This is a genomic window from Luteibacter sp. 9135, from assembly GCF_000745005.1.
Lineage (GTDB): Bacteria > Pseudomonadota > Gammaproteobacteria > Xanthomonadales > Rhodanobacteraceae > Luteibacter.
The window spans coordinates 2,333,030-2,348,149 of sequence record NZ_JQNB01000001.1; the positions used below are offsets into that span (position 1 = coordinate 2,333,030).

8 protein-coding genes are annotated in these 15,120 nt (G+C 67.4%); 3 read left to right on the forward strand and 5 right to left on the reverse strand.

Annotated features, from left to right (window positions below; genetic code table 11):
* Positions 1–266 precede the first annotated feature (266 nt).
* From FA89_RS10085 to FA89_RS10095, 3 genes are all read left to right on the forward strand, one after another.
* Positions 267–2,996 (forward strand): TonB-dependent receptor, encoded by a 2,730-nt coding sequence (locus FA89_RS10085; protein ID WP_081916431.1) that lies wholly within the window; start codon positions 267–269, stop codon positions 2,994–2,996.
* 69 nt (positions 2,997–3,065) lie between these two features.
* The gene (locus FA89_RS10090) at positions 3,066–4,691 is read left to right on the forward strand and encodes an alpha-L-fucosidase (protein ID WP_081916433.1); all 1,626 of its coding nucleotides are present in this window, start codon (positions 3,066–3,068) and stop codon (positions 4,689–4,691) included.
* Complete coding sequence (locus FA89_RS10095; protein ID WP_036140500.1) at positions 4,688–5,743, forward strand: glycosyl hydrolase family 18 protein; 1,056 nt, start codon at positions 4,688–4,690, stop codon at positions 5,741–5,743. Before FA89_RS10090 ends, FA89_RS10095 begins: the two co-directional genes overlap by 4 nt.
* On the opposite strand, the gene FA89_RS10100 is transcribed toward FA89_RS10095, so the two are convergent.
* Genes FA89_RS10100 through FA89_RS10120 form a run of 5 tightly spaced genes read right to left on the reverse strand, consistent with a single transcriptional unit; the run spans position 5,727 to position 14,960 of the window.
* Positions 5,727–7,106 (reverse strand): alpha-L-fucosidase, encoded by a 1,380-nt coding sequence (locus FA89_RS10100; protein ID WP_036140502.1) that lies wholly within the window; start codon positions 7,104–7,106, stop codon positions 5,727–5,729. The two genes, FA89_RS10095 and FA89_RS10100, sit on opposite strands and share 17 nt — an antisense overlap.
* Positions 7,107–7,136: 30 nt before the next feature.
* Entirely contained in the window at positions 7,137–8,972 is a 1,836-nt protein-coding gene (locus tag FA89_RS10105) for a glycoside hydrolase family 35 protein (RefSeq protein ID WP_081916435.1), read from the reverse strand.
* The gene (locus FA89_RS10110) at positions 8,969–11,581 is read right to left on the reverse strand and encodes a glycoside hydrolase family 3 protein (protein ID WP_036140503.1); all 2,613 of its coding nucleotides are present in this window, start codon (positions 11,579–11,581) and stop codon (positions 8,969–8,971) included. The genes FA89_RS10105 and FA89_RS10110 overlap by 4 nt, the downstream gene beginning before the upstream one ends.
* Positions 11,578–13,926, reverse strand: coding sequence for a beta-N-acetylhexosaminidase (locus FA89_RS10115; RefSeq protein WP_051938666.1), 2,349 nt, complete (start codon positions 13,924–13,926; stop codon positions 11,578–11,580). The genes FA89_RS10110 and FA89_RS10115 overlap by 4 nt, the downstream gene beginning before the upstream one ends.
* A complete protein-coding gene (locus tag FA89_RS10120) occupies positions 13,923–14,960 on the reverse strand; it encodes a glucokinase (RefSeq protein WP_051938667.1) in 1,038 nt (345 codons plus the stop codon). Before FA89_RS10120 ends, FA89_RS10115 begins: the two co-directional genes overlap by 4 nt.
* Between the last annotated feature and the right edge of the window lie 160 nt (positions 14,961–15,120).

A 15,120-nucleotide genomic window follows, 5' to 3' on the forward strand; every position in this document is an offset into this window, starting at 1 on the left:
ACGGCGCGATGAAATTTTTGTTGCAGCGCAACTTGAATCGTGCGAAACATATCTGAATACTGCGTTCGCCAGTGAACGGATGGTAGGTAGCGACACACCAGGGATGACAACGTTGTCGGCGAGGGGTCGATGACGCGTGCCACGAATACATGGGCTGTTAGCCCGCGCCGTCGCCGACGGTTGCGGTTCCGTACGGACGAAGCGCACTGCCTGCCGGGCGGATCGCCAGCATCCGGAATAAGAAGAGTTTGGGGGAGAACATCCGCATGACCATCAACAAGACCCTGCTGTGCGCCAGCATCCTTTGTGCATTCGCCGCCGCGGCGCACGCCCAGGACACCACGACACCCGCCGCCGCGCCCGCCAGCGCGCCCGCGGACCCGAACAAGCCGGACGCAGCCAAGACCGCCCAGGAACGCGCCGCTGAAAAGCAGGCTGCGACGCTGCAGGCCGTGACCGTTACCGGTTACCGCGGCAGCCTGGAAAAGGCGATCGACATCAAGCGCAACGCCAACGCCGTGGTGGATGCGATCAGCGCGACCGACATCGGCAAGTTCCCGGATACCAACGCGGCCGAGTCGCTGTCGCACCTGCCGGGCATCACGGTGGACCGCCAGTTCGGCGAAGGCGAGAAGATCAGCGTCAACGGCACCGACGCCGCGCTCAACCGCGTGCTGCTGAACGGCCAGACCATCGCCTCGGGCGACTGGGGCGGCAACCCGACCGACACCAGCGGCCGCACGTTCAACTATTCGCTGCTGTCGCCCGAGATCATCGGCAACATGCAGGTGTACAAGTCGCCCGAAGCGCACATCGACGAAGGCAGCATCGGCGGCACGGTCATCATCCAGACGCGCAAGCCGCTGGACCTGCCGGCCAACACGCTGCGCGGCTCGCTCGGCTACAACTACAACGACCGTTCCGCGCAGGGCAACCCGCGCGCCTCGGCGCTGTGGAGCTGGAAGAACGACGACAGCACGCTCGGCTTCCTGACCAGCGTCACGCACGACAAGGAAAACCTGTCGCGCGCCGGTATCGAATTCTTCGGCTACACCACGGGCGACAAGATCACCAGCAACCCCACGGTGACCGGCGACCCGAACTACGCCAATTCGAAGATCCCGGTGGGCATCAACAGCGACTACTTCCAGCAGACCCGTGAGCGCAACGGCCTGCAGTCCACGTTGCAGTGGCGCCCGGACGACCACAACGAATTCAACCTGACGGGCCTGTACGTCAAGGGCAAGTACGACAACTTCAGCGAGGCGCGCTATGTGTGCCCGGGTTGCGGCGACCTCAACAAGCTGACCAGCATCACCAACAGCAACGGCTATATCACCAATGGCGTGGTGTCGCCCAACACCGGTAACGGCCAGCCGTATGCCGAGCTGGATGCCAACTACCGCAAGACGGAAGTCTCCACCAAGAGCATCAACCTGCGCCACGATTTCACCGGCGACGAGTGGCAGTTCACCAGCCAGGTGGGCTACACCAGCGCCAGCGGCGGCAAGGATCCCGAGTACCTGATGAAGTACCTGCTGAAGAACGGCGGCTACAACTTCGGCTACGACGGCCGCAACACCAGCACCAACTACGACAACGGCTCGGCCGCCAACTGGGGCCTGCCGGGTTCGCCGGCCAACTCGCCCCCGGGCGACCCGACCCTGCCGGGCCAGAACCAGGCCGGTGGCATCTACTACGAGCAGACCACCGACCGCGAGCGTTACGCGCAGTTCGACGCGCTGCGCGACCTGTCGTGGGGCCCGATCAACCAGATCGAAATGGGCGTGAAGTACACCAACCATTTCAACGGCACGCAGTCGCGCGGCAACCGCATCAACACCACCGATCCGGTGTCGTTGACGGACTTCGATCCGGGTTCCACCCCCAGCGGCCTGTACGACGGCCTGCACGCCAGCGGCAACATGACCGACTGGGCCACGGCCAGCCAGAGCAGCGTGGTCAACTACCTGAAGTCGCAGCCGCAGGGCCCGTACACCATCAACTACCCGTCGATCTTCGGCGTGGCGGAGATCACCAAGGACGCCTACCTGCAGCTGGACTTCGAATCCGGCAAGTGGCGCGGTAATGTCGGCGTGCGTTATGTCGACACCAAGGACACTTCCAACTACTACGTGAACAACAACGGCGGCACGTACAGCGCCGTGTCGAACACCACGCACTACTACAAGCCGCTGCCCTCGCTCAACGTCGCTTACGACCTGGACGAGGACAAGGTGCTGCGTGCGTCGATCGCCAAGGTGATCGCCCGCCCGCGTTACGGTGACCTCGCCGGTGCCACGTCGCTCAACGGCGCATCCACGGGCAACTTCACCGCCAGCGCCGGCAACCCGGACCTGAAGCCCTACCAGTCGACCAACTTCGACGTGTCGGCGGAGTGGTATTTCGCCCCGGCCAGCCTGCTCTCGGTCGAAGGCTTCGTGCGCAAGATCGACAGCTATATCGTGACGACCACCAGCGAGCGCTCGCTGACCGATCCGACCACGGGTCAGACCAACCTGTACCAGGTGACCTCCCCGGTCAACGCGTCCAACGCCAAGGTCTCGGGGCTGTCTCTGATCTACCAGCAGGACCTGGGCTACGGCTTCGGCATCCAGACCAACTACACGTACAGCAAGGCCACCACGCAGACCCAGGCCGATGGCGGCAAGCTCAACCTGCCGTACCTGTCCAAGAACACGGTCAACATCATCCCTTACTACGAGCACGGTCCGTGGTCGGCGCGCATCAACTACAGCCGCCGTTCCCCGTATTTCACCCAGGTGGGTCGCCTGAATTCCAACGTGTTCGCCGATGCGTACAAGGAACTGGACCTGAGCGCGTCCTACCAGGTCAACGAATGGATGGGCGTGACGCTGAGCGCGACCAACCTGCTGGATTCGACGTACTACCAGTACGCCGACATCAAGTACGCTCCGATCGGTGAGTACAAGAGCGGCCGTACGTATTCGATGACCCTGAACTTCAAGCTTTAGCGCGCTACCGGCGGCGATCGTCTCCCTGCGGCGCCGCCGGGTTTTTTTACGGAACGAGGAGTTCTTTCGATGGTGCGACGATCCCTGGTCCCCCTCATCGCGGCGGCGCTGGCGTTCGGTGCCGCCCATGCGGGCGAAGCGACGGCGCCCACCGCCGGCACCGTGTCGCCGCAGGTCCAGGACCTGCGCTGGCAGCAGGCCACCGCCCGGTTCGCCCCGGCGCGCAAGGCCATCCTCGATCATGTCGGTGCCGACGTCGCCAAGGGTCCGTTCCGGCCCGACTGGGCTTCGTTGAAGGGCTACCGCTCGCCCGCCTGGTACGACGACGCCAAGTTCGGCATCTTCATCCATTGGGGCGTCTACTCGGTGCCGGCCTTCGGCAGCGAGTGGTATTCGCGCAACATGTACCAGCAGGGCACCAAGGAATTCGCGCACCACGTGGCCACCTATGGCCCGCAGTCGCGTTTCGGCTACAAGGATTTCGTGCCGATGTTCAAGGCGGAGCGGTTCGATCCGGACGCCTGGGCGGCGCTGTTCCGTGAGGCGGGGGCGCGCTACGTGGTGCCCGTGGCCGAGCACCACGACGGCTTCGCCATGTACGACTCGAAGCTGTCCGAGTGGACGGCGGTGCAGAAGGGCCCGAAACGCGACGTCATCGGCCTGCTGGCCAAAGCGATCCGTGCGCAGGGCATGCGCTTCGGCGTGTCGTCCCACCGGGCCGAGCACGACTGGTTCTTCGACGGCGGTCGCCACTTCGCTTCCGACGTGAACGATCCGGCCAACGCCGGGCTCTACGGGCCGGCGGTGGACCACCTCAGCAAGGACGACCAGAACCTGGCCGACGACTGGACCTTCGTCTCGCAGGCCTGGCTGGACGACTGGCTGGCCCGCACGGCGGAGCTGATCGACGATTACCATCCGGACATCATCTACTTCGACTGGTGGATCGGTCACCCGACCTTCCGCAACACGCTGCCCACCCTGTTGTCGTACTACTACAACCAGGGCGCGAAACGCGACGGCGTGGTGGTCAACTACAAGCTGGGCGACTTCCCCGAGGGCGCCGGCACGCTGGATATCGAGCGCGGGCAGCTCACCGGCATCCACGCCACGCACTGGCAGACCGACACGTCGGTCAGCGAGGCCTCGTGGGGTTACATCGACCACGACACCTACAAGTCGCCCACGGTCATCATCCACCTGCTGGCGGACGTGGTCTCCAAGAACGGCAACCTGATGCTCAACATCGGTCCGCGCGCGGACGGCACGATCCCGCAGGGCGCGCAGGATACGTTGCGCGGCATCGGTGCGTGGCTGAAGGTCAACGGCGAGGCCATCTACGGCAGCAAGCCGTGGCGGGTGTACGGCGAAGGCCCCACCGAGGTCATCGGCGGCACGTTCCAGGACACCAAGACCAAGCCGTTCACCGCGGACGATTTCCGCTTCACCACCGGCAACGGCAAGCTCTACGCGATCGAGCTGGGCTGGCCGGCGGCCGGTAAGGCCACCGTGCACGCGATCAAGCCGACCGACGCCGTGTCGAACGTCGAGTTGCTGGCGGACGGTAGCAACGTGCCCTTCACCCAGGACGGCACCGGGCTTCACCTGCGGGTTCCCTCCCATCCCGTCGGCAGCGACGCCTACGTGTACCGCATCACGCTGGCCACGCCGACCACCCCCAAGGCCTCCCCATGAATCGCTGGAAATTCCTCTTCGTCGCCGGCCTGTTCTGGCTGCCGCTGGCCGCGTTCGCCAAGGCGCCCGTGGCGCTGTTCTACCTGATGGGCACGCAGAAATCGGTGGCCTCGTTCGAGGCGCACGTGGACAAGATCGACCTGCTGGTGCCCACATGGTACGGCGTGGACGAAAACGGCCTGGTCTCCGGTGGTCCCGACGACTACGTGTTGAAGATCGCCCAGGCACACAAGCTGCCGGTGATGCCCATCGTGTCGGCTGCGGGCGACCGCGCCAAGTTCCACGCGCTGCTCACCAACGAAACCGCGAAGAAGGCGATGATCGCCAGCATGATCGAACAGGCGAAGCTGCACGGCTTCGTCGGCTACCAGTTCGACTTCGAGAATATCGCCTGGACCGATCGCGACGCGCTCACCCTGATCACGCGCCAGACCTACGAGGCGCTGCACAAGAACGGGCTGAAGCTGAGCATGGCCGTGGTCCCCAATGCACCGGGGTATGCGGGGCAGGGCGCCTTCGGCAAGTGGATGTGGGAATACTGGCGCGGCGCGTACGATCTGAAGGAGCTGTCAAAGGTGCTCGACCTGGTCTGCCTGATGACCTACGACCAGCACACGCGCTGGACCACGCCGGGCCCGGTGGCGGGCATGCCCTGGGTGATGGAGCAGCTGCAGTACGCGATCAAGATCGTGCCCAAGGACAAGCTGTCGCTGGGCATCGGCCTGTACGGCTACCGTTGGTTCACCGGCAACCCGGTGGGCGCCGACGGCAAGGAAAACTCGAACATCTCCGGCACCTATATCGATGCCGACGAATCGTTCCCGCTGGCGAAGCAGTTCGGTGTCACCATGCAGTGGGATCCGGTGGAGCACGAGTCGTGGTTCTACTTCTACCGCGACCAGATGCGCGAGTGGGTGTTCCTGCCCGATGCCCGCGCCTTCCGCGACCGCTACGACGTAGTCAAGCAATACGGGCTGGAAGGCTTCTGCGCCTGGGTGCTGGGGTCGGAAGACCCGAAGATCTGGGACGAGCTGCCTAACGCGGTGCGTTGACCGCGAACAGCTTGAACTCGCGGATACGCGCCGTGCCCACGGCGGACAGGATGTTCAGACGGACGCGCCGTGCGGTAACCGGCGCGAAGCGATCTATCTTCATGTGACCGATCGCCTGGGCCTGGGCGACGGTTTTCCAGCCGTTGCCGTCCCACACCTGCACCGCATAGCCGTGCACGTTCTGGCCACCGTCCAGCCATTCCATCGTCATGGCGCGGTCGAAGGTGACCTCGCGACCCAGGTCCACCTCCAGCGTGGCGTTGGCCGCCCCGTTCGGTGCGGACCAGAACGTCGACGGATCGCCGTCCAGGGCCGCCGCGGTGTTGGCGTCGGTGGGCGCATGCTGGGCCACCAGGTTGGCCGCATCGCCGTAGCGTGCCTTGAGCGCCTTGCCGAAGTCGGCCAGCCGGCGCACGTCGGCCTCGGGCAACAGGCCATGGGTGTCCGGCGCCACGCCCAGCATCAGCTGGCCGCCGTGGCCGACGCTGCTTTCCCAGTTGTCCATCAGTTCGTCCACGGTCTTCAGCGACGTGCCGAAGTCCGGCCTGGAGCTGTAGAACCAGTGGCCCTTGTGCAGCGGCGTGTCCACTTCCAGGGGCCGCCAGCGAAGCTGTCCGTGGCGGTCGATGACGTTCCAGTTTTCGCCCTGCACCACGCCGTCCTCGTTGCCGACCCAGCGGATGTCGCCGTAGTCGAACAGGGCGACATCGGCGAAGATCATCGCGTTGGTCTGGTAGGTCCGCAGCGTTTCCACGTATTTGGCGAAGTCGTAGACATGCCCCGCGCTGCCGGCGCCGTCCAGCCACCACTCGGTGAGCGGGCCGTAGTGCTGCACCAGTTCTTCCAGCTCGGACAGGTAGTACTTGTCATACGCGGCGGCGTTGGCGTAACGCGGATCGTGTCGGTCCCAGGGGGATAGATAGATGCCGAAGCCCAGGCCGTTCTTCTTCGCCGCGTCGGACGCCATGCGTACCAGGTCGCCCTTGCCGCCCTTCCACGGGCTGGCCTTCACCGAATAATCGGTCTGGTCGGTGGGCCACAGGGCGAAACCGTCATGGTGTTTCGCCACCAGCACCATGTAGCGCACGCCGGCCGCCTTGACCGCGCGCGCCCACTGGTCGGGATCGACCTTGTCGGGGTTGAACACGCTGGGCGACGCGGTGCCGTCGCCCCACTCGCGGTCGAGGAAGGTGTTGGTGCCGAAGTGCACGATGACGCCGAACTCCAGGTCCTGCCAGGCCACCTGCTGCGGCGACGGCTTGACGTCGGTGAACGACTCGGCCGGCGCGATGCCCGGCAGGGCCGCCAGCAGCGCCGTCGCGAGGCAGGTCTTCAGGCGGCGGAACGGAACGGACGTCGACATGGGCAGGCACTCCAGCACAGGCGCAAAAAGTCAGGGTTGTTTGGCGGGGTCGGACCACAGCCGGTGATCGACACCCCTTACGACGGGTTTGTCGCGCGTGTCCAGGTCGAACACCACCACGTCGTTGCGGCCCCGGTGGAACCAGGGGCCGGGCGCGTAAAGGTCATGCTGGGGTCCGATCGACCAGATCCGGCCCAGGTTTACGTCGTTGAGCCACAGGGCGCCCTTGCCGAACGCCCGTGTGTCCAGGAACGTGTCGGCAGGCGTCCCGATATCCACGTGGCCGCGGTGGAACGCCGGGCCCGCGACCGGGGCGGTCGTCCAGCCGCGCAGCGTGCGCAGTGTGTCCATGGGCAGGGGATACACCTGCCAGCCGGTCAACACATCGGTGCCGAGCATCACCGGATCGACCAGGCCGGCGCGGCCGTCGTCCAGGTGCGGCCCGTAGTTCACGCGGCCGGTGTTTTCCACGAGGATATCCAGCGTGTGCTCGCCGCTGCCGACATCGAGCGGCACGGACACCTGCTTCAGTCGTCGGTCGACCGTGCCGCGCGCGTCGCGATCGAGGTAGATCGCTGCATAGTCGCGCACGTCGCCCAGGTACAGCGTGCCGTGGAACGAACCATGCACCGTGGTGCGGTAGAGGATGTAGCCGTAGGACTGGCCATACGCTTCCATCGACCGGGGTTGCTCGGACGCGTGCGGCGCCGGCAGGTTGTCCCACAGCGATGCGGATTCGTCGAGGGTGAAGGCGGGAAGGCTGCGCAGGGGCGGCGACGCCGGCACCGGGGGTAGGGCCTGCCCGGTCGCCTTCGCGATCACCTCGCGAAAGCGCAGGTACTTCGGGGTCGGGCGTCCCGCTTCATCCAGCGCGGCGTCGTAGTCGTAGCTGGTGGTCTGCGGCGTGTAGTGGTCCGAGGGGTTGCCCTGGAAATTGGCGCCGTTCATGAAGCCGAAGCTGGTGCCCCCATGCACCATGTACACGTTGACCGAGTCGCCCCGAGACAGCATCCAGGCCAGTTCGTCGGCCTGTTGCTTCGTATCGGTGTCGGCATGCTTGCCGCCCCACGCATCGAACCAGCCGGCCCAGTATTCGCCGGCCATGCGCGGTGCATCCGGCCGGAAGCGCGCCAGCGTCTCGAAGCTTTTCTTCGCCTCGCCCGGCGCGAAGTCGATCACCGCCGTCACATCGGGCAGGGTGCCGTTGGCGAGCAGGTCGGGGCCGTCGTAGGTGAGCAGCAGGTCGTCCGCCAGGCCCGACCGCTTGAGCATGTCGCGGATCTGGCCGAGGTAGGCCTTGTCGTCGCTGTAAGAGCCGTATTCGTTTTCCAGCTCGGTGGCGACGATGGGGCCGCCGCGGGACGCGAGCAGGGGTGCCAGTTCCTTGCCCAGGCGTTGCAGGTAGCGGTCGGCGGCGGCGAGGAAACGCGGATCGCGAGTGCGCACGCGCATGCCCGGTTCGGCGAACAGCCAGGCGGGGAAACCACCGGCATCCCACTCGCCGCACACGTACGGCCCTGGGCGCAGGATGACGTTCAGACCTTCGGCCTGCGCGGCTTTCACGAAGGCCGCCACATCGTTGTTGCCGCTGAAGTCGAACTGGCCGGGCGTCGGTTCCACCGCGTTCCAGAACACGTAGGTGGTGATGGTGTTCAGGCCCATCGCCCGCGCCTTGCGCAGCCGGTCGGTCCAGTACGCCCGCGGCACCCGCTGGAAGTGGATGTCGCCGGCGATGATCTGGTAAGGCTTGCCGTCACGCATGAAATGCGCGCCGGACACGGTCAGCGGCGGGTTGGCGAAGGCCGCGGGCAGCACCGCGAGCAGGCCGGCCACCAGTAACGCGAGACGCGGCACGAGGCGCGTCATCGCGGCAGCGCCTGCCGGCCCTGAAGGGTGAACTCCAGCGACTGGCCCGGCGCATCGCCCGGCTGGCCGCCGCCGAGGAAGAGTCGGTAGCTGCCGGGGACGACGGCACGCTGGCCAGCCGCATCCACGGAGCTGAGCCGGCGGGGATCGAGGACGAAGGTGATCCGGCGCGTTTCGCCGGCGCGCAGGTGCACGCGCTGCAGCCCGACCAGCGTGCGGTGCGGCGCGAGTTTGTCGCCTTCGGGAAAACCGAGGTACGCCTGGACCACTTCGTCGCCGTCGCGCTCGCCGCTGTTGCGCACGTCCACGCTGGCGGTGAGGGTATCGCCCGCCGTCAGCGCCGGCTGCGACAGGCGTGCCTCGGCGTAAGCGAAGCGCGTGTAGCTGAGCCCGTGGCCGAAGGGGTACAGCGGCGTGCCGTCGAAGTAGCGATAGGTGCGCCCCTTCATCTGGTAACTGGTGAAGGGAGGCAGGTCGCGCACGGAACGGTAGAACGTGACCGGCAGGCGCCCGGCGGGGTTGTCGTCGCCCGCCAGCAGGCGCGCCACCGCGGTGCCGCCGCTCTGGCCGGGGTACCACGCGGCGACGATGGCGGCGGCGCGCTCGTTCGCCTCGTCCAGCGCCACCGCGCTGCCGGACATCAGCACCACGACCAGCGGCTTGCCGCTGGCCGCGGCACGCATGAGCAGGGCGCGTTGCGCGGCGGGCAGGCCGATGTCGGTACGATCGCCGCCGGCGAAGCCCGGCACCTCGATCCGCAGTTCCTCGCCTTCCACGTCGGGCGACAGGCCGACGAAGGCCACGGCGACATCGGCGTCGCTCAACGTACGGTCCACCTCGGCCAGCTGCGCGTCGGCGGGCGCCAGCCACTGCAACCGCACGCCCTGGTCGTTGCCGCTGTGCACGTACTCCAGGCGGATGTCGTGCGGTCGGGTGTCGTCGAAGTGCAGGCGGGCCTGCATGGCCGTGTCGCTACCGTCGTCCTGCACCACGAGCTTGCCGTCCACGAACAGGCGCACCGGATCGTGGCCGACGCAGTCGAAGCAGCGATCCACATGCACCGCCAGCGTGTAGTCACCGGGGCCGGGTGGAAACAGGGCGCCGGTCCAGCGCACCGCGTAGGTGCCCTTGGGCAGGCCCGCGGGGGTCACGTGGTCCCAGTCGAAGTCGATGCTGCGATCCACGCGCGTGGCGCTGGGCTTGCCCTGGAAACCGGTGCCGACGAAATAGCTGCCGCTGAGGCCGGTCGCGGCGCCGGGTGCGGCCTGCGTGCGCAGTGCGGTTTCCGGTACCGGCACCGGCACGCCCACGGCCACCGGCGAGCCCTGCGCATAACGAATGCGTTCGGTGCCGAACCGCGTGCGCAGACCCTGCAGCGGCGTGACCGGTGCGCGCGACGTGGCGTGGTAGTTCGCTTCCAGGGTTTCCACGGTGTCGGCGTTGGGTCCGATCACCGCGATGCGCGGGGTGCCGCGCAGGGGCAGCGCGCCGTTGTCGTTCTTGAGCAGCACCATCGACTGCGCCGCCGCGTCCAGCGCAAGCGCCGCATGCGCCGGCGACTCGGCGGGCCGGGCACGGGGCGATGCGGACACGCCGAGTTCGCCGAGCCGGTAGCGGGCCGCGAACAGGCGGACCAGGGCCGTATCCAGCACGGATACGTCCACGTCGCCGCGGCGCACCGCCTCGCCAAGCTCCGCATAGGCGAAGCCGCAATCCAGGTCGGTGCCCGCGCGCAGGGCGGCCGCCGACGAGCCGGCGTTGTCCGCGCGGTAGTAGTGGAACTTGGTCATGTCGTCCACCGCGTCGCAGTCGGAGACGACGAAGCCGGTGAAGCCCCAGCTCGTGCGCAGCGTGTCCTGGAGCAACCCCGCATCCGCGCACACCGGCGTGCCGTGCAGCGCGTTGTAGCCACACATCACCGAGCCCGCGTGGCCTTCGGTGATCGCGGCGCGGAACGACGGCAGGAAGGTCGCTTCCTTATCGTGCGGCGACACGTCGATATCGAAGCCGTGCCGACCGGCTTCCGGTCCGCTGTGCACGGCGAAGTGCTTCGGCGTAGCGATGGCGCGCGGATGCGCCGGGTCGGGCCCCTGGATACCCTGCACGAAGGACACGGCCAGCCGGCCGGTGAGGTAGGGATCCTCGCCGTAGGTTTCCTGGCCACGGCCCCAGCGCGGATCACGGAAGATGTTGATGTTCGGCGACCAGATGGTCAGCCCTTCGTAGCGGCCGTGGTCGTGGCCCGCGCCGATGGCGTCGAAGCGTGCGCGCGCTTCCTGCGCTATCGCCTCGCCCACCTGCTGCAGCAAGTCGGGATTCCAGCTGGCGGCCAGGCCGATCGCCTGCGGAAACACCGTGGCATAACCCGCGCGTGCCGCCCCGTGCAGGCCTTCGTTCCACCACTCGTAGGCGGGAATGCCGAGCCGCGGTATCGCCGGCGCCGCGCTCTGCAACTGCGCTACCTTCTCGTCCAGGCTCATGCGCGAGACCAGGTCGCGGGCGCGTTGTTCGGGTGCCGCCGCCGGGGTGACGGCCGATGCGTGGCCCACCCACAGCAGCAACCCCGCCGCGACGGCTGCGACACGCCGTGTCGCGTGAGGACCGCTCATCGCGCCGGCCCGGTCAGTTTCACCGAACCCAGGCCGTAAAGCGGGCCGGTGATGGGTGCGGTGCTACGCAGGCACAGATCGTGGTCGCCACGCACCGCGGGCAGCTTGCCTTGCAGGACGAAGCGCTCGCCCAGGGCTTTGCCCGGTGGCAGGGGCAGGGTGGCCAGCAGCGGGCCCGTGCAGGTGTCCTGATGGACTTCCAACTCGCCGTAGGCGGTTTTCGCCGGGTAGGACACGACCTTGGACAGCTCGTGCGCCAGGCCGTAATTGCGGGCCAGCCGGGCCACGTCCACGCGGATGCCGGTGATGCCGTCCAGCGGCGCGGCCGGGTAGGCCCAGCAGGCGTGGAATAGGTCAATGTCGAACACCGCGGTGTCCATCGCGCCCAGGTCGGGCAACAACGGCATCCGCAGGCCCAGGCTGCCATCGGCACACTTCGTCAGCTCGCCGGTGCGTCGGGTCAGCAGCGTGTCGCGGTCTATCACGCGGCTGCGTACCGCGGCCATCCGCGTGCCGTCCGGGGCGAAGGTCGCGGCGCGCACGGTGGTCGGCAGCGTCACGTCGAAGGGCGCGGCATAGTCCATGGCCTGAGTATCGGGCAGGCTGCCGTCCGTCGTGTAGCGGATCGTGCCGAACGTCGTCTGGGTGTCGATCCGCACCGTGGCCTTGCCGGCGCGCAGGATGCCGGACACCGGTTCGTCGAGGTGGATGCCCGGCGCGAACGCGGTATCCGACGCGTCGATGTCCAGTGCCGCATAGCGACGCACCTGCGCGGGCAGCCGCTGCAGGAAGCTGTCCCAGTTGCGCACGTCACGTGGCGACCAGGCGATTTCCGCCATGGCATCCAGGCGCGGGAACAGTGCATGCTGTATGTGGCGAGTAGAGGGAATGAACTCGCTCCAGAGGGTGGCCTCGGTACCCAGCACATGCCGGGCCTGTTCCGGCGTCAGCGACGCGTCCACCGGTTCGAAGCCGTAGACGCGCTTGAGGTCGAGCACCGACAGGCGGCCGTTGGGCTCGTCGGCGCGGTCGCTCTGCAGGTTGTCGAAATACATCCAGCCGGCGGGCGCGAGCACCACGTCGTGGTCCTGCTTCGCCGCGGCCACCGCACCCTCGACGCCGCGCCATGACATGATCGATGCCGTGCGCGGCAGGCCGCCTTCGAGGATTTCGTCCCAGCCGATCAGGCGCCGGCCGTGTTTGGCGAGGTAATCGCCCAGGCGGTCGGTGAACCAGCTTTGCAGGGCGTTTTCATCTTTGATGCCCAGCGAGGCCATCTTCGCCTGCACGGCGGGCGACTGTTTCCACTGGTCCTTGACCGCTTCGTCGCCGCCTAGGTGAATGTACTTAGACGGGAACAACGCCATCACCTCGTCGAGCACGTTCTCGATGAAGGTAAAGCTCTTGTCGTCCACGTTGTAGAGATAGGGATTGACGCCCCAGTCCACGGAAACCGCGGGATGCTCGCCGGTGACACCGACCAGATCGGGGTAGGCGGCCACCGCGGCCTGTGCGTGTCCGGGCATGTCCAGTTCCGGCACCACCGTAATGTGGCGGGCGGCGGCGTAGGCCACCACGTCGCGCACCTGCTCCTGCGTGTAGAAGCCACCGTAGCGTTCCGGCTCGCCGAACGTGCCCGCGCCCGGCGGCGTCCGCCAGGCGCCCACGTCGGTAAGGCGGGGGTAACGCTTGATCTGGATGCGCCAGCCCTGGTCGTCGCTGAGGTGCCAGTGGAAGACGTTGAGCTTGTGCTCGGCCATGGTGTCGAGCACCTGCTTGACCGTGGCCACGTCGTGGAAATGCCGGGCCACGTCGAGCATCAGGCCGCGCCACGCGAAGCGCGGCCAGTCACGGACGGCGACATCGGGGAGCTGCGTCGCACCCTGCCGGCCATCCGCGCTCGCCAGCTGCCACAGGGTGACCGCACCGTAGAAAAGACCCGCGTCGCCGCGCGAGGCGATCCGGGCGCCGTCGCCGGTGATGTCTAGGGTGTAGCCGTCCGCCTGGGTCACGCGGGCGGCCGGATCGGTGCGCAGCACGATGGCGCCATGGGGTGGCTGTCGCGTGGGGATGGGCGTCAGCGACAGGCCGCGGCTGCGTTTCAGTTCGGCGGCGAGGTAGACCGCGGCGGCTTCGGCGCCACGATCGCCGGGCGCATAGGCAATGACGGTATGCGCGTCGATGGCCAGCGAGCCTTCGGTCTGCCGGATGTCGGCGGGCAGGGGAATGAGCGGCAGCGCGTCGGCGTGCACCAGGCCGCCGGTGCAGGCCAGCGCGGCGGCCAAGGCCAGGCGGCGGCCAAGGTGCCGTGCCGCGGGCTTCCGGCCGTTGCTGCCGACGGTCATCGTGAGCCCACCCGCGAGCCCGCGCGCATCGTGGCCGCGCCCAGCACGCCAAGGTGACCGTGCTCCACCAGCCACACCGGCACGCGCTCCAGGAAAGGTCGCATGACGCCCTTGTTGAAAAAGCGCTCGCGGAACCGGCTGGCCAGGACGAAGTCGCTGATCTGGGGAAGGATGCCGCCGGCCAGGAATACGCCACCGTGCGCGCCGTAGAGCATGGCCAGGTCGCCGACGAAACCGCCCAGCACGGCGCAGAAGACGTCCAGCGCGGCATGGGCGGTCGGATCGGTGCCGGCCATGCCGGCCGCGCTCACCTCGCCGGGGGTGGCCAGCGACGCGTCCCGCCCGTTCAGTTCGGCGAGGGCGCGATAGGTGGCCAGCAGGCCGGGTCCCGACAGCAGCGACTCGACCGATACGTAAGGCCGGGTCCGGGAGAGGATGCGCAGGATGGCCGCCTCGCGCTCGTCGCCGGGGGCGAAGGCGATCTGGCCCGCCTCCGTGGGCAATACCGTGGCCTGCCCGTCGCCCGGCAGCAGCACGGCCGAGCCGAGCCCGGTACCCGGTCCCATCACCACGACGGGACCGCGCGTACCACCGGGGATGCCCGGGAGCACGGCGATCGCCTCGGCAGGGTCGATGAACTGGCTGGCGAAGGCCACCGCCTCGAAGTCGTTGACCACCTCCAGCGCGTCGCCCGCCACGGCGCGAATGTCGCCCAGCGCCACCGGCCACGGCAGGTTGCTGTTGGCGACCTGGTCATTCAGCACATACCCGGCAATGGCGATGGCGCAGCGCTCCACCCCCAGCGGGGCCAGGTACGCATGGGTCGCCAGGAAATCCTTTAGGATGGCGGCCAGGCTGGGCCATTCGGCGCCGACGTAGCGGCGGTGGCAAAGCAGCTGGACGGCCGCCTGTGCCGGCCCCTGGGGATAGACCAGCGCGACGCGCGCATGCGTGCCGCCGACATCCGCCGCGAGCACCGGGCGCCGTGCCGACGCGATGTCCGTAACGACCGGCTGGTTGGAGAAGGTTCCCATCATTGACCCCGTGATTGCTGGCGATCGCGGCGTGACGAAAAAGGTCATGCGGCGCGACGATACGGTTCGAGTTTTTTCCGCCATGACAACGTTGTCAATGAATATCATGTTCACTGGTGAAGATGAGTGAATTTCACAATGGTCGGCGGTGGATTTCATA